Genomic DNA, 15,630 nt, shown 5'->3' with positions numbered 1-15,630 from the left:
GCTCAAGGCCATGAGCGACACCCCGGACAGCGCCGTCCGTACGTACATAAGCGAGCACCGCGCCGCCTTCCTCGCGGACCTCGCGGAGTGGCTGCGCATCCCCTCCGTCTCGGCCCAGCCCGAGCACGCCGAGGACGTACGGCGCAGTGCCGAGTGGCTGGCCGCGAAGCTCGGGGAGACCGGCTTCCCCACCACCGAGATCTGGCCCACGGACGGAGCCCCGGCGGTCTTCGCCGAGTGGCCCTCCGGCGACGAGGGCGCCCCCACCGTGCTGGTCTACGGCCATCACGACGTACAGCCCGCCGCCCGCGAGGACGGCTGGCACACCGAACCCTTCGAGCCGACGACCGTCGAAGGACGGCTGTACGCGCGCGGTGCCGCCGACGACAAGGGTCAGGTCTTCTTCCACACCCTCGGTGTCCGCGCCCACCTCGCCGCCACCGGCCGCACCGCCCCCGCGGTCAACCTCAAGCTGCTGATCGAGGGCGAGGAGGAGTCCGGCTCCCCGCACTTCCGCGCGCTGATCGAGGAGCGCCGCGAGCGCCTCGCCGCGGACACCGTGATCGTCTCGGACACCGGCATGTGGTCGCGGGACACCCCGACCGTCTGCACGGGCATGCGCGGCCTCGCCGACTGCGAGATCACCTTCCGCGGCCCCGACCAGGACATTCACTCCGGCTCGTTCGGCGGCGCGGTGCCCAACCCCGCGACCGTCGCCGCCCGGGTGGTCGCCGCCCTGCACGACGAGGACGGCCGCGTCACCGTCCCCGGCTTCTACGACGGCATCGTCCCGCTCACCGACCGCGAGCGCGCACTCTTCGCCGAGCTGCCCTTCGACGAGGAGCAGTGGCTGCGCACGGCCAAGTCGTACGCCACCGCGGGCGAAGCCGGGTACTCCACCCTGGAGCGCGTCTGGGCCCGCCCGACCGCCGAGGTCAACGGCATCGGCGGCGGCTACCAGGGCCCCGGCGGCAAGACCGTCGTCCCCTCGTCCGCCGAACTGAAGCTGTCGTTCCGGCTGGTCGCGGGCCAGGACCCGGACAAGATCGAGCAGGCGGTAGGGGAGTGGGTCGAGGCCCGCGTCCCGGCGGGCATCCGTCACGAGATCGTCTTCGGCGCCGCCACCCGCCCGTGCCTGACCCCGCTGGACCACCCCGCCCTCCAGTCCGTCGTACGGGCCATGGGGCGCGCTTTCGGGCAGCGGATCCGCTTCACCCGCGAGGGCGGGTCGGGCCCGGCCGCCGATCTCCAGGACGTGCTCGGGGCACCCGTGCTCTTCCTGGGCATCTCCGTACCGTCCGACGGCTGGCACGCGCCCAACGAGAAGGTCGAACTGGACCTGCTCTTCAAGGGCGTCGAAACCACCGCGTACCTCTGGGGCGACCTGGCCGCCCAGGCCGACGGCTGACCGGACAGGCAGCCGACCAGAGGACCGCTGAGCAGAACAGAATCCCGATCCACCCGGGGGAGTTGGAAGCACCTGTGAGCACCAGCACCAGTACCACCGCCGGAAGCAACGGCACCGGCGGCACCAGTGCCGGAAGCAACGGCACCGGCGGCACCAGCGCCGGCAGCGGCGCCCTCGTCGAGGCCGGGGCCGGTGACCGGCCCCTCGCGCTCGCCGCCGCCAGCGGCATCGACCGCGCCGCGCACCACCGCATGGACGAGGCGTGGCTGGCAGCGGCCTGGAGCCACCCCTCCACCCGTGTCTTCGTGGTCTCCGGCGGGCAGGCGCTGGTCGACGACACCCCCGACGGCCGCACCGAACTGGTCATGACCCCGGCGTTTGAGGCACCCCTCACCGAGACCCACCGTTACTTCCTGGGCACCGACGAGGAGGGCGTCAGCTACTTCGCCCTCCAGAAGGACACCCTGCCGGGCCGCATGGACCAGTCCGCCCGCGCCGCCGGACTGCGCGAAGCGGGGCTGCTGCTCTCGCCCCGCGACGCGGGACTGATGGTGCACGCGGTGGCCCTGGAGAACTGGCAGCGCCTGCACCGCTTCTGCTCCCGCTGCGGCGAGCGCACCGTGATCGCCGCCGCCGGGCACGTGCGCCGCTGCCAGGCGTGCGGCGCCGAGCACTACCCGCGCACCGACCCCGCGGTGATCATGCTGGTCACCGACGACCAGGACCGCGCACTCCTGGGCCGCCAGGTGCACTGGCCGGAAGGCCGCTTCTCGACCCTCGCCGGATTCGTCGAACCGGGCGAGTCCATCGAGCAGTCGGTGGCCCGCGAGGTCTTCGAGGAGGCGGGCGTGGTGGTCGGCGACGTCGAGTACGTCGCCAGCCAGCCGTGGCCCTTCCCCTCCAGCCTGATGCTCGGCTTCATGGCCCGCGCCACCAGCTCCGAGATCGACGTCGACGGCGAGGAGATCGAGGAGGCCCGCTGGTTCTCCCGCGACGACCTGACCGCCGCGTTCGCGTCCGGCGAGGTGCTGCCGCCGTACGGCATCTCCATCGCTGCCCGCCTCATCGAGCTCTGGTACGGCAGACCCCTGCCGAAGCCGGGCCACGCGGCCTGAGACGACCCGCAATCGGGCGCCACGCGCGACGAGGCCTGTCGGGCTATGCGCGCGACGAGACCCGGAATCAGGCGCCGCGGGCGACGAGACCCGCAATCGGGCGCCACGCGCGACGAGACCCGCAATCGGGCGCCACGCGCCCGGAACGGAAGAACCGCCGCCCGCTTCACGCCGGGCGGCGGTTCTTCCGTACGGCTCTCCTCGCGGACACTCCGTACGTACGACGCGGTCGGTCAGGCGGCGGCGAGCGCCTGCTTCACCTGCGCGAGCGACGGGTTCGTCATGACGGACTCGGCACCCGCATCGGACACCACGAGCAGCGTCGGGACGGTCTTGAGTCTTCCCGCTGTTCTCAGGCTGCAAGTGTTACCCGATCCCCCCAGGGGAGAGGGAGCGTCGTAACCTCCCCGGTCCGGTTGTTCGTGACCCGGATCGTCTTGGACTCAAGGTCAATCACCTGCGCCACGTCTGCGGCCGGTGGCTCACCAGAGAAGCCAATGGACGACAGGAACGGTTTGGCGGGGAAGTTCTCCCCGTACTCGAATCGGACCCCGGACTTACCGGCGTACACCTTCACGCCCCAAGAGATCAGCTTCTCTCGCCGTTCCTCGCGGGTCGCACGATTCCACCACTCGCCGTACGTCTCGCCGGTTGCGTGCCACTCCTCTACCGGCTGAGCTTCCGGGGCGTTCGTGAGCGCTTCCCGTTCGTCCAAGACCTTGTCCTCAAGGGCCCGGTATTCACTGCGGCTGAGCTTGCCTGCCCTGTGCTCCTTCATGAGCTGGTCTGCCTGAGCGTCCAAGACAGCGATGCGGACGGCCTTGGAATCGTCCACGCGGGCCTTGCGCTCCATGACGGGAGCTGAACCCACCTGAGCCACCAGAGAGGCCCCTATGAGCTTGTACAGGTTCTCAGCGATCCACGAGTGACCCTCACACCGCTTGAGTCCCTTGGACTCCTTGCCCTGGCATCGGATGCGGGCCTGTTGCCGGGGGGTCTTGCCACCCTTGGCCCAGTAGAGCGGGTGTTCATAGTCGGCCCCGTCGCAGAACAGCACCCCGCGCACGGGGGACGTGGTGGACGGACCCTTGGTGTACTTCACCAGGGCCAAGACCTCTTGCAGGATCAGCCACTCAGACTCGTCAATGACCGGCTCAGACCGCATGACGGGGTTGCCGTCAGAGTCTCGTACGACCGTGCCATCTGCCCGTACGTACTCCCCGAGAAGGGAGCGGGACACAAGCACCGCTTGCACGGACGTGGGGGACCACTTCGCACCACGGGGCTTGGCCTTGTCCTCCCCGAGTCGAGTGGTGGACGTACCGGCCGCAGCACGTATGCGGGCAATGTCCATGGGGGTCGGAACCCCACCGGCGTTCAGCCAGTCGCAGACGACGCCGAACGACTTGGATGCGATGAACAGCCGGATCATTTCCACCAGGACCGGCCCGTACTCAGGGCACAGAGCGAGGGTGAAGCCGTCGCCGTCCTTGACCGCTACACGGCCGAATGGGACGAGACCACCGGCCCACCGGCCAGCTTCACGCATGGCCTCACGAGAGGCCCGGATACGTGCCTTGATGGCGTTCAGCTCAGCCTCAGCCAACACAGACAGGATCTTGACGAACGTCCGGCCCATGTCCGACGAGAAATCGAAACGCTCCTCTACCGAGACCAGAGACTTTCCGTGTTCGTCGCACCAGTCGAGAAGCGCGCAAAGGTCCTTCGTGGACCTGACTATTCGGTCCAGCTTGAAGACGTAGAGCACATCGAAGTCGTCTTTGCGCTTGTTCAGCCACTCCCCAAGGGTCGGGCGAAGCCACGGTGACAGGGATGCCGATACGTCGATGTCCTCGGCGAACCCCACTAGGTTCACTTCGTCAGCGTATGCCTGCTTAGTGATGCGTCGCTTCTGCGTTTCGTCACCGGTCTGTCCGCCGCTACTGACGGAGAGGCGTACGACGCCGAGTGCGCGCCGCATGCCGGGTGGGGCGATTGTTGCTGTGCTCATTACTTGTCCATCAGGTGATCGGTGATCTTGTCTAGGTATTCGCCGGTGACGATCTCTCGCGCTCGGGGCGTCAGGTGCCCACCGGCTTTGCCGGGGATGGTGGTGAGGAGCCCCCGCTTCCTGGCTTCCTTCAGGTGCGCCCGAACTGTCTCGGGACGCTTCCCGGTGAGTTCCGCTAGGTGTCCGGCGACGTTCTTCACAGCCCGTGCTACGGCTCTCACGTACTCCTCTGCGAGGAATGCCAAGTAGGCATCCGATAGCCCTTCCTGGGCGAAGAGCCAGCGCAGCGCGTCCCCCGCCAAATCAGAAGAAACGTCGGGTAGTTGCTGCTCCCCGCGACTCTCCCTGTAGGCCGCTGCTGCTGCCTGAAAGTCGATCTTCCGGAGCATGGTGGACGACAGGCCGCCCTCAGTTTCCTCGGGTGCCGCTTCGGGGTCCCGAGTGATCAAGATCCGGCTTGGGCCGCTAGCCGGATCGGCGTCCGACTCGTAACGCAGGTACACCAGCCACGGGCCGACCCGCTGCGGGATATCGGTGGACTCAGCTTCACTCATGCCCACCATGCTACCCCACCATGGTTGACACACCCAGGTTGACAAGGGTGGTGGATTGCGTTTCTCATTGAAGTGCAGCCGGAACGCATCCGGCACCGAGAAGGAACGCCATGCAGACGACTTACGCACCCATTGCCGATCTTGGTTGGTTGATCAACTGTCCGCCGGAATCCGTTCCGGCCCTACTCGACCAGCACGAGACATGGGGGCACGGCCCGAACCTTGAAGCGAATGACGGGTATTGGTATGTCCTCACCACGGAGAAGCCGCAGTGAGCATCGCTTTCGGCCCCGGGGTCCAGTTCGGCTCATACAATTTTAAAGAGATCCGACGATTCGCGGCGGACACGGATAACCCGATGTGGCTCCGTGTGTGGTTCCTGGCAATGGCGGACGCTAACCGGCTAGGCCACGCTGAGTACGGTCCGAACGAACTGCCTCAGATTCTGGGAACGAGTGACGCGACGGTACGCAAGGCCGTCCGTAAGGCCCGAGAGAAGGAACTCATCCGACCCGAGTCGGACGCCCGGTGTGTCGTTGTCTCGCAGCTTCTCCGCCGTACGAATCAGAACGGTTCCACCTGCACCCACCACGGTATCCGTCCGGGGACACGCACCGTGGATCTCAGCACCCCATTTTAAGGGGTAGAAGGGGTCCAGTTTGGACCCCCAAACGGTCCGATATGGACCCCCACTAAGGCTCTGTAGAGCCTCAAACCGGCTGCTCTCTCTTATATCTGTAGTGGTAGGCCGTGTCAGTAGCTACCAATTGATAGATCGTCTACCGGCTTCAAGGCCGGTAGCTAACCAGATGGGAACAATTGATGTTCAATGCAATTGCTTGGAAGAAGGTGGCCCTCAAGGCCACTGACGGACTGAGTAGCAATGTGGCAATTGTGGATGCGCTCGCGCACTTCGGTGCGTTCGCCGGGAACAATGGCCTGATCAAGGCCAAGCAATCGACCGTCGCCTTTCAGGCGAACTTGGGTCGCGACCTTGGGCCGCTCCAGTCGGTTGTTGAGCTACTGCTCTCGGCTGGTCTCGCGGAGACCACCCCCGAGGATCAATTGCGGTTGCTCTACAGGGCCGAGATACGGCCCGAGGGTGCATTGACCTTCACGGCCACGGCTCAGGCCGTTACGGCGGCTCTGGGCGCTCCCATTGAGCGGGTGGTGAGCCTGGCCCCGATAGCCATGCCGGACGGGCGAGACCTGTACCCGTGCCGCCCTCACTTCGAGGGCGACCCTCTGTGTCTCGACTGCCCGCCGTTCTAGGCCCAACTTCCTGCCAATGCCGGGGACTTGGGTCCCAGCCGGCATTGGGACCCACGTCACATCCCTGAAAGGACCTCAGACCATGACCACGAACCTTGACTACGACTCCGCAGAACTGTCCCGACTCAACAGCCACGACGACGCAGGCGACGCAGTGACCAACCTTCCCAAGCTTCAGGGAGACGCGCGCATAGACGCTCCTGCGGACCCCCGTAAGAAGACTGCCGACCCTGCCAATCTCCTCACTGACCAGGGCGGCTACACGGTCCACGAGGGGCCCCGTGTGGACGTTCCCGAACACTGCGCCGTGTGCGAGGCCCATATACCCGGTACGGAGCATTGGGCCCGTGGCACGGGTGAGCCCCGGAAGTACTGCGACAAGCCCGAGTGCAAGCGTGCGGGGCGCAACGCGCGTGACCGGCAGACGTATGCCAAGAAGACAGGGAAGAAGGTCCGTCTTCACGGTGCCGCTGGCAACGGTGGCCCGAAGGGCTGGAGGGACGACCTGAGGGCCCTCGATGGGCTCATGGGTCCTGGTGCCCTTGAGGAATGGCGGAGCGACGTACAGGGGCGTTCAGGCCCTTCTTACCGGCAGCGCTACGTGAGCCCTGAGGAGCGGCGGGAGAAAGAGCGAGCGGGTCTCATAAAGCTCGTGAAGGAGAACCCCGAATTGGCGGCTAGGTTCTTTCCCAATCTTCTCTGGAGTGACTGATACCACAACGCCTGAGACGGTTTCTTCCGTCATTGATTCCGTAATAGGTGAGGGGAGTTTGCTTCTCTCTTGGCTTGCCTAGACGCAGTCTTTGTTAGTCCCCGGTGTCTTCGCAGTGACCGCAACGCGGTCGCTTGGATGCCGGGGGTTCTTCTTTTGCCCACACATTCTTAACTAAGCCCCTGAAGGGAGGTAACACCAAATGGATAAGCATTGTTCGAAGTGCAAGCAGGTGAAACCGCGCTCAGGCTTTGGTCGGAATCGCGCCCGGCCTGATGGGCTCACCCACTATTGCCGTGACTGTTACAACGCATACCAGCGTGTCTATCAGAGCCGTCACTACCTCCCCAGAGGAGGCAAGGCGAATGTTTGAGATCACCATCAAGGACCGTGATGCCAAGTACCAGGGCTCATGTTCTACCCGTCGCATCTTCCTGCCAGAGGAAGAGATAGGCGACGTTTTGAAGCTTGGCAGCATCCTACACCGAAATGCTAACGCGTTGCTTTCTAGCCGTGCCGGTGAAGCTGAGATTGAAGCAATGGTTCGGCGTATTCTCGCCGCGCCCATTACCTACTAGAAGGAGACAGTCACATGTCTATTTCCACTGGAACCAACAAGGTCGGCATTGTCGACGCTATCGCCTCTAACGCCCTGGTGGCACTGCGAAAGAAGGTTGTTCTTCCCGCCCTCATGTACCGGGATAACACCGGGGACTTCATGGTCGGACGGGGCCACACGGTGAACGTGCGCGTTCCTTCGGTCCTCAAGGCAAAGAAGCTGGACCGTGGCGGAACTGCCACGTGGACCAACCTTGACGAGAAGCTGATCCCGGTCACTATCGACGCCCACCTGTACGAGGGCGTCAAGACTGACGCTTGGGATGCCACGATGGACGTTGAGTCCTACGTGGTGCAGGTCGTGAAGCCTGCCCTTGATGCCGTCACGGACGGCATGGAGGACTACGCGGCCGTTCTGATTCAGAAGGTCATTGACGCCGACGGTACAACCCTTGTGGACGGCCAGGGCGTCAAGGTCAAGAAGGCTCAGGAAGTCACCAAGGCCAAGCTTCGTGAAGCGCTCATTGCGGCCGGTACGACCCTGACCAACAACAAGGTTGGTCTTCAGGGGCGCGTTCTCGTCGTTGACGCTGCTTTCCACGCTGAGCTTCTGGGTACTGACCTGTTCGTTCAGGCTGACCAGTCGGGCAGCAACGTCATTCTTTCGGATGGCGCGAAGGGCCCGGCTGACAACTACGTGGGCAAGTTCCTGACTTTCGACGTTTACCTGTCGACCGCTATTACCGGCGCGTGTGCTTTCACCAAGGAGGCTTTCGCCCTGGTGAACTCCGTTCCTGAGGCCCGAGACGCTGAGGTCTCGCGCCGAGTGGCTGAGGACGGCTACGCGATGCGCTACGCACAGTCCTGGGTGCACAACCAGTTCTCTAACGTCGATTCCATCGACACTTTCGCGGGCGGTGCGATTCTCGACAGCACCCGCGCGGTTGCACTGAAGCTCAAGCCGTAATCACGCTGCTTGTTGGGGCCCTGGTGGGACAACACCGGGGCCCCTTCTCTTGTCTCTACACACGATTGGAACACCACAATGAGCCCTGAAGACGTTGTTGCACAGGCGGACGCGCGCCGCGAAGAGTTGGGCCCTGTTGAGGTCCTGGAGGCACCCGCAGCCGGCACTGAGGGACCATCAGAGAGCGAGCCGAACTACCGTGAACTCTATGAGGAGTTGACCGCCAACCTTGAGGCTGAGGCGGAGAAGGCTGCTGAGGCTGACATAGCCGCACGCGAACCTCTCCTTGGATTCGGGGGCATCGACCCGTACAACATCAACGGGGAGCATGTCAGCGCCAACCTTTCCGACCTGCTTACGGGGAAGCGAAAGCCCACTAATCCGCGCGGGGCTCTGAAGTCGTCATGACCGTCACGATTACCGGCCGCATCGTGAACGCCACCAGCGGCACAGTCCGCTTCACGGCCCCCAAGTGGATAGCCGTGGACGGCCCCGAAGGAACAGAGCAGTACACCGGCCTTGAGGTAGTAGCCGAGATAGGCCCTAACGGTCGCTTCACTGCCGACCTACTCCCTTGCGATGTTGCGTACATCCTGCAACCGCGTGAGCGCATCAAGGGTGAGCCCCGGTATACCGGGGGCACTCAGGGCGGTAAGCCTATTCAGGACGGTTATCACTGGACGCTAGGCCCTATCCGTAAGAAGTACGGATGGGACTACCAGGTTTCCTATCTCCTGCCTAACGGTGCCACCTGTAGCCGTACCGCATTCCGCATCCGGGTTACCTCTGAAACCCCTAGCCCTATCGACATTGCCTCTTTGGTCGGCCCCCTCTCATGACCGGCCACCAGGACAACCACACGCATAAGCAGGCAACACCTATTGATGGTGTAGCCATAGCCGTTAGGCGAGTGGCTAGGTACGCCACCACACCTCAGGCAATCGCTCACAAGCAGTTTGTTGAAGCATTGAGACTTGAGCGCACTTACCGCAACTAGGCACCGCACATAGCCACACCACATGGTTAGGCATGGATGGGTTAGGCATAGGTGACCAGACCACACCAGGTCATAGGTAGGGATAGGCAAGGGTGCACAACCACATAAGGACAGCAACAAAGCATTGAAGCAAACGTTAACGTTGAATTGAAGTTAGAAAAGCTTTATCAAAGCGAACGAACAAAGCGACTTGATCAAGCAACGACGAGTAAAGACCCGGACCCTGAGGGGTGGGGGGTGACCCCCTTTGAATCAAGCTTCCAGACCGGAACGTGATAGCAGCTCTGGTTGCGTACGGGTCTGGAACATTCTCCTAGGCCCGTTCTTGTACGGGTTTCCTAGGGTTGATGACGTGAGTCACATCGAGAGGAGTAAGGCTATGGCAGGAAGAGGACCGGTGCCTAAGCGTTCGGATGAGCGCATGAGGCGCAACAAGCCGCAGGGTGGCCAATCGCCGTTCAAGGGTGATGCTGGGGTCATGCGGATTTGGCAGGCTAGGACGTTCCCCGAACGTTGGTGCTCCGAGCATCTGCACCCGCGCCCGACGTTCCGGCATCACTGTGCCCAATGTGGCCTTGAGGCCGTGTGACAGAAGCCCCCGGCTTCCCCAGTAGCGGGTAGGTTCGGGGGTCTTTTCGTGTTTCAGGTTGAGGATGGGCCGGCACCGGCTGACCTGGGGTTTCGCGCCCAAAAGGGCTTCAACTGGACATAGAGAAACCCCACCAGCGGGAGGGGGTGCCTGCCCGGAACCACCCTTGCCGGGGTGCTGGTGGGGTCCTGTTCGGGGTGGCCGATCTCCACCCCTACCGATGGTGCTGCCATTGCTCTTACCGTCCAGCACCACCGGAGTCCCTGAGTGCGGCTATGCCCGCTTGAGGGTGGCCGGTGGAAGCAACCATTCAAGGCCGGTCTTGTCATCCCGCACGAACGCTGTGGGAACCTTCTGCCGCTTCCCTGGTGGGGAAGCAGGGTTCTCCCAATCCTTCATGACCTCTTTGAGGACACCGACATGCCCACGGTCGTCTTCCACCCGCCTACCAATGTCTCTCGCAGTGACCACCGGAATCACTTCCCGTCGTGGGGGTGATTACGGATCTCCAGTGCCGCATCAAACTTTCCCTGGTGGTCGGTCGCCTTCTCAAACTCTTCGACCAGGGCAGCACAGACACCACATCCGGGCGCGGCATTGAAGGCGTACAGCCACGGGTCGATAGGCAGGTCTAGCGGTTTCCCTTGCACTCCGTTATGCGCGCTCACTGGCTCCCCTTCGCTGCGGTGCGTGTGGGAAACAGTGTGGTGCTGAGAGAAGGACCGTCCTAGCCCATTTCCTGTTCTCTCAAGAATTCGTCCCGGATGCCAGCTACAAGGGTGCGCATTTCCTCACCGGTTACGGCTACTCGCTCGAACCCTTCGAACTTGGACACGTACCGCTCGATGTCACGCAGCTCTGTTGTCGTGATCTCGGCGTGAGGAATCTCGACCACGGCCAGGCCGGTATCGAAGAGAACGAATGACGAGTTAGGTAGGTCGGTCATGGGTGCCAGCATGGGCACAATGCCAATGGTCACGTCGGGGACCCGAGACATAGTGATCAGCTTGTCTAGCTGTGTGGCCATCATCGGTGGCGGTATGAGCCGCCACCTGAGAACAGACTCAGTGATGATGAAGTGAAACCGTCGGGTGTTGTCGTAAAGGGCTTCCTGACGTCTGAGACGTGAGCCCATCATCTTCTCTAGTACGTCGTCTGTGTAGTTGTGACGGCTGAGGACGGCGCGCACGTATTCGGGGATTTGGAGTAGCCCCGGAATGCACACGGGCTGAAAGAGCCGCAGTAGCTCCGTTTGGGCTTCAATAGCCCTGATCTCTTCTTGGTGCTTGTGCAGCCCGGTGCGCCGGTAGATGCGCCACGCGGTCGCTTCCGTGGCTGCCTTACGGGCTGCCTCAGTGAGTCGGGCTTTGACCTCTTCGGACACCTCAAGGGCCGTGAGAACGCGCTCTACGTCCATCACGGACGGTGCCAGCGCTCCGCGCTCAATCTTGCTCAGCTTGCTCGGGGACATGGCTGCGCTACGGGCTACCGTCTTGGCCTGCTTGCCGCTAGCCGCTCGTAGGTCCCGTAGCGCTTCACCAATGTTGATGTTGTTCACGCGGGCTTGTGCAGCTCCCACCAGTCACGGAAGGGGACAGCCTGAGACATGGCTACGTCCCGGCAGGACAACCACTCTTCGGCTTGCTCCTCGGTGGCCAGATCGGCCCCGAGGAACGTCCCACCTTCGCCGTACTGCATGGTGACGACGGTCTTGTCATCGAATGCCCAGAAGTCGGGGGTTCCCTCAAAGGGGTTCGGCCCGTCGGTCGTGTCGATGATGAAGAACTCTTCCCCCGCTTCCTGGTTACGGACGTACCCCCAACCAAGCTCAAACTTGAGGTAGTTGGACAGCGGGCGGCTGAGGACGTGGACCCGGTACATGCGCTTACCGGCCGCAGTAGCGTCCCGCACCGTGTTGACCCATCCGGCCGTCTTGTACGCCTCAGGCTGAGGCTTCCCAGCAAGGAAGTCTTGGTAGGCGTCCACGCCACCCGAGCCGCTGTAGTCGTCCAGCGTTTCCAGCCGGAACGCTTCCCGCTCAAAGCTGCCGAACAGCTTCCCGAAGTCCTCAGGCGAGATGTTCACGAGCCACCCTCAAGATCAGATCCATAGGGATACGTACGGCCGTCTCCCCGGGCGGCATGGCCATCGTGGCAAGTGCTTCCGCGTCGTCCACCACAAAGCCCTGTACTAACGCGTGTCCCGTGCCGTCGACAGCCCACACGGTAGGGCAGGGTCCTTCGTCGCACTCACTAGCAAGCTGTGTCAGCTTCACCGGTTCCGCTCCCTGTGTCGGTGGTCTTGTTCGATCCTTCCGACCCCTGACACGGGGGGTCAAGGGGTGGCAGTTGAGAGAACAGGAAACCGGTGTCCGGGTACGGTCGCAGGAGAGATCACCTGACGAGATGGGGCGTACATCGTGAGCCGTGCAGCGAACCGCGAAGAGGTAGCAGAGCGCGTCAGGACACTGCTCGAAGAGTGCGTTGGCAGTGAGCTGGGGGGTTACGACTCGCTCCGGGCGACGCTGGAGATCGAGATCGCTAAGAGCCAGATAGCCCGCTTGGATCGAGACATTGAGTCTGGGGACATGCCGGGAGACTCGCCGCGCACCGCACGCTACCGGGCGGAGTTCGCCGAGGCCCTGGCGAAGGCTGAGGCTGACTTGGCGGCCGAAGAGCGGGAGACGGCTGAGTTCATGGCTCGGATCGAGGGGTGGAAAACGGAGTCACGGGACTAACAGTCGTCTCGTTGCGACAAGCAGAAGGCCCCGGCCGGAGCGGGGGCCAGTCTGTATATAAGGGGGATCAGGCTGCGTCGAGCGCCTGCTTCACCTGAGCAAGGGACGGGTTGGTCATGACCGTCTCAGTCCCGCTAGCGGCAACTACCAAGAGCGTCGGAACGGTCTGGTTGCCGCCGTTGGCCTTCTCGACGAACGCGGCCGAATCGGCGTCGTGCTCGATGTTGACCTCGGTGTACGCGATGCCCTCACGGTCCATCTGGCTCTTCAGCCGGCGGCAGTAGCCGCACCACGTGGTGCTGTACATCGTCACGGTGCCCGACATGTCCCTCATGCTCCTCTGCTTTGCTGGGGTGTCACGTAGTTGTCCGTACTTCCCAGTGACTCGAACGTACGCGACCCCGCCACCATTCCCGCATTAGTACGACCACTCCCGGCACCCTGTGGACAACCGCCGCAGCAGTCCCGGCGGACCTGGCAGCATGGCAGGGTGACAGCAGCAACGCACTCCTCCCTTTTCCCGCAGGTCCCGGAGACGGCCGACGCGGTGCTCGACGGGCTCGACCCCGAGCAGCGCGAAGTCGCCACCGCCCTGCACGGTCCGGTGTGCGTGCTCGCCGGAGCCGGCACCGGCAAGACCCGCGCGATCACCCACCGGATCGCGTACGGAGTGCGCCTGGGCACCTTCGAGGCGAACAGCATGCTCGCCGTGACCTTCACCACCCGCGCCGCGGGCGAGATGCGCGGCCGGCTCCGCCAGCTCGGCGCCGGCGGCGTCCAGGTCCGCACCTTCCACGCCGCCGCCCTGCGCCAGCTCCGCTACTTCTGGCCCAAGGCCGTCGGAGGCGACCTGCCCCGCCTGATCGAGCGCAAGGTGCAACTGGTCGCGGAGGCCGCCGGGCATCTCGGCATCCGTCTCGACCGGGGCGAGCTGCGCGACGTCACGGCCGAGATCGAATGGGCCAAGGTCACCCAGATCGTTCCCGGCGACTACCCCGCCGAACTCCTCAAGGCGCACCGCGACGCCCCGCGCACCCCGGCGGAAATCAGCCAGATCTACGCCATGTACGAACAGCTCAAGCGCGAGCGCTCCGTCATCGACTTCGAGGACGTGCTGCTGCTCACCGTCGGCATCCTCCAGGACCAGCACCTCATCGCCGACGAGTTCCGCCGCCAGTACCAGCACTTCGTCGTCGACGAGTACCAGGACGTCAGCCCGCTCCAGCAGCGGCTGCTCGACCTCTGGCTCGGTGACCGCGACAGCCTCTGCGTGGTCGGCGACGCCAACCAGACGATCTACTCCTTCACCGGAGCCACCCCCGACCACCTGCTCAATTTCCGCACCCGCCACCCCGAGGCGACCGTCGTCAAGCTGGTCCGCGACTACCGCTCCACCCCGCAGGTCGTGCACCTCGCCAACGGCGTCCTCGCCCCGGCCACCGGCCGCGCCGCCGAGCACCGGCTGGAGCTGGTCTCCCAGCGCGAGCCGGGCCCCGCCCCCGTCTTCCGCGAGTACAGCGACGAGCCCGCCGAGGCCGAGGGCACCGCCGGGCGCATCCGCGACCTGATCGCCGCGGGTGTCCCGGCCGGTGAGATCGCCGTGCTGTACCGCATCAACGCCCAGTCCGAGGTGTACGAGCAGGCGCTCGCCGACGCGGGAGTGCCCTACCAGCTGCGCGGTGCCGAGCGGTTCTTCGAGCGGCCCGAGGTGCGCGAGGCGATCGCCGCACTGCGCAGTGCGGCCCGCTTCGGCCGCAACGACGCTCTCCTCGACGGAGTGGACGGCCTGCCCGCGCAGGTGCGCGCCGTCCTCAGCGGCAATGGCTGGAAACCGACCCCGCCCGCGGGCTCGGGCGCGGTCCGCGACCGCTGGGAGTCCCTGGCCGCGCTGGCCCGCCTCGCCGAGGACTTCGCCAAGGCGCACCCCGGCGCCACCCTCGACACCCTGCTCCAGGAACTCATGGAGCGCGACGCCGCCCAGCACGCACCCACCGTCCAGGGCGTCACCCTCGCCTCGCTGCACGCGGCGAAGGGGCTGGAGTGGGATGCCGTGTTCCTGGTCGGCCTCACCGACGGCATGCTGCCGATCACCTACGCCAAGACCGACGAACAGCTGGAGGAGGAGCGCCGGCTGCTGTACGTCGGCGTCACCCGGGCCCGCGTCCACCTCAGCCTGTCCTGGGGGCTCGCCAGGTCGCCGGGGGGCCGGCCCAGCCGCAGCGCCAGCCGCTTCCTGAAGGGTCTGCGGCCGGGGTCCGGCAGCCAGGTGTCCCGGGCGGCCGCGGGAAGCCGTGCGGGCGCCACCGGGACCGCCCCCGGCACCACCGTGCGCACCTTCCGCGGGCCGGTCCGCTGCCGGGTATGCGGAAAGACACTCATCGACGGCGGCGAGATGAAGCTGATGCGCTGCGAGGACTGTCCGTCCGACATGGACGAGGGCCTCTACGAACGGCTGCACGACTGGCGGGAGCGGCAGGCGGGCAAGGCGGGGCTGCCCGGCTACTGCGTCTTCACCGACAAGACACTCATGGCGATCGCCGAGGCGCAGCCCGGGGCCGAGGGCGAGCTCGCCATGATCGCCGGAGTCGGGGCCCGCAAGACCAGGCTCTACGGAGCCGACGTTCTGGCCCTCTGCGCAGGCCAGGAGCTGGGGACCGAACCGGTCGGGGACTGAGGAAAACTCGTCGAAAAAATAGTTTGCGCTTCTCCC

15 protein-coding genes and 1 pseudogene are annotated in these 15,630 nt (G+C 64.6%); 10 read left to right on the top strand and 6 right to left on the bottom strand.

The window, feature by feature from the left end; genetic code table 11:
- Positions 1-10: 10 nt before the first annotated feature.
- Complete coding sequence (locus tag ACFWVV_RS14330; protein WP_384346144.1) at positions 11-1,408, top strand: dipeptidase; 1,398 nt, start codon at positions 11-13, stop codon at positions 1,406-1,408.
- A 227-nt stretch (positions 1,409-1,635) separates the two neighbouring features.
- Positions 1,636-2,523, top strand: coding sequence for an NAD(+) diphosphatase (nudC, locus tag ACFWVV_RS14325; RefSeq protein ID WP_384346459.1), 888 nt, complete (start codon positions 1,636-1,638; stop codon positions 2,521-2,523).
- Positions 2,524-2,756: 233 nt separating this feature from the next.
- On the opposite strand, the pseudogene ACFWVV_RS14320 reads toward nudC, so the two are convergent.
- The 3 genes and pseudogenes from ACFWVV_RS14320 to ACFWVV_RS14310 all read right to left on the bottom strand — a co-directional run.
- Positions 2,757-2,867: pseudogene (locus ACFWVV_RS14320) on the bottom strand (NrdH-redoxin); the annotation flags it as partial.
- Between the two features lie 8 nt (positions 2,868-2,875).
- Positions 2,876-4,534, bottom strand: a complete 1,659-nt coding sequence (locus ACFWVV_RS14315) for a recombinase family protein (protein ID WP_384346142.1) — start codon at positions 4,532-4,534, stop codon at positions 2,876-2,878.
- Entirely contained in the window at positions 4,534-5,088 is a 555-nt protein-coding gene (locus ACFWVV_RS14310) for a hypothetical protein (RefSeq protein WP_384346139.1), read from the bottom strand. The genes ACFWVV_RS14315 and ACFWVV_RS14310 overlap by 1 nt, the downstream gene beginning before the upstream one ends.
- A 110-nt stretch (positions 5,089-5,198) precedes the next feature.
- On the opposite strand from ACFWVV_RS14310, the gene ACFWVV_RS14305 reads away from it, so the two are divergent.
- The 6 genes from ACFWVV_RS14305 (at position 5,199) to ACFWVV_RS14280 (ending at position 9,005) form a co-directional block, all read left to right on the top strand.
- Positions 5,199-5,363 carry a hypothetical protein gene (locus ACFWVV_RS14305; RefSeq protein WP_384346136.1) on the top strand — a complete coding sequence of 55 codons (165 nt, stop codon included), beginning with the start codon at positions 5,199-5,201 and terminating at the stop codon, positions 5,361-5,363.
- A 547-nt stretch (positions 5,364-5,910) separates the two neighbouring features.
- Positions 5,911-6,360 carry a hypothetical protein gene (locus ACFWVV_RS14300; RefSeq protein WP_384346133.1) on the top strand — a complete coding sequence of 150 codons (450 nt, stop codon included), beginning with the start codon at positions 5,911-5,913 and terminating at the stop codon, positions 6,358-6,360.
- Positions 6,361-6,442: 82 nt separating this feature from the next.
- Positions 6,443-7,072 (top strand): hypothetical protein, encoded by a 630-nt coding sequence (locus ACFWVV_RS14295; protein ID WP_384346130.1) that lies wholly within the window; start codon positions 6,443-6,445, stop codon positions 7,070-7,072.
- A gap of 365 nt (positions 7,073-7,437) precedes the next feature.
- On the top strand, positions 7,438-7,650 hold the full coding sequence (locus ACFWVV_RS14290; protein ID WP_384346127.1) for a hypothetical protein: 213 nt from the start codon (positions 7,438-7,440) through the stop codon (positions 7,648-7,650).
- 14 nt (positions 7,651-7,664) lie between these two features.
- Positions 7,665-8,597, top strand: coding sequence for a hypothetical protein (locus ACFWVV_RS14285; RefSeq protein WP_384346124.1), 933 nt, complete (start codon positions 7,665-7,667; stop codon positions 8,595-8,597).
- 78 nt (positions 8,598-8,675) lie between these two features.
- Positions 8,676-9,005 carry a hypothetical protein gene (locus tag ACFWVV_RS14280; protein ID WP_384346121.1) on the top strand — a complete coding sequence of 110 codons (330 nt, stop codon included), beginning with the start codon at positions 8,676-8,678 and terminating at the stop codon, positions 9,003-9,005.
- A gap of 1,905 nt (positions 9,006-10,910) precedes the next feature.
- On the opposite strand, the gene ACFWVV_RS14275 is transcribed toward ACFWVV_RS14280, so the two are convergent.
- Positions 10,911-11,741 (bottom strand): helix-turn-helix domain-containing protein, encoded by an 831-nt coding sequence (locus tag ACFWVV_RS14275; protein WP_384346118.1) that lies wholly within the window; start codon positions 11,739-11,741, stop codon positions 10,911-10,913.
- Complete coding sequence (locus ACFWVV_RS14270) at positions 11,738-12,268, bottom strand: DUF6879 family protein (RefSeq protein ID WP_384346115.1); 531 nt, start codon at positions 12,266-12,268, stop codon at positions 11,738-11,740. The genes ACFWVV_RS14275 and ACFWVV_RS14270 overlap by 4 nt, the downstream gene beginning before the upstream one ends.
- A gap of 334 nt (positions 12,269-12,602) precedes the next feature.
- On the opposite strand from ACFWVV_RS14270, the gene ACFWVV_RS14265 reads away from it, so the two are divergent.
- Positions 12,603-12,920: a hypothetical protein gene (locus ACFWVV_RS14265; RefSeq protein WP_384346112.1), complete on the top strand. Its 318-nt coding sequence runs from the start codon at positions 12,603-12,605 to the stop codon at positions 12,918-12,920.
- 67 nt (positions 12,921-12,987) lie between these two features.
- On the opposite strand, the gene ACFWVV_RS14260 is transcribed toward ACFWVV_RS14265, so the two are convergent.
- Positions 12,988-13,245: a glutaredoxin domain-containing protein gene (locus ACFWVV_RS14260; RefSeq protein ID WP_384346456.1), complete on the bottom strand. Its 258-nt coding sequence runs from the start codon at positions 13,243-13,245 to the stop codon at positions 12,988-12,990.
- A gap of 165 nt (positions 13,246-13,410) precedes the next feature.
- On the opposite strand from ACFWVV_RS14260, the gene ACFWVV_RS14255 reads away from it, so the two are divergent.
- Positions 13,411-15,594 (top strand): ATP-dependent DNA helicase UvrD2, encoded by a 2,184-nt coding sequence (locus tag ACFWVV_RS14255; RefSeq protein ID WP_384346109.1) that lies wholly within the window; start codon positions 13,411-13,413, stop codon positions 15,592-15,594.
- Positions 15,595-15,630 lie beyond the last annotated feature (36 nt).

Source organism: Streptomyces sp. NPDC058663 (assembly GCF_042716745.1).
Taxonomy (GTDB): Bacteria; Actinomycetota; Actinomycetes; order Streptomycetales; family Streptomycetaceae; genus Streptomyces.
The sequence above is the reverse complement of the archived record's forward strand: the minus strand, read 5'-3'. Positions and strand labels throughout refer to the sequence as shown.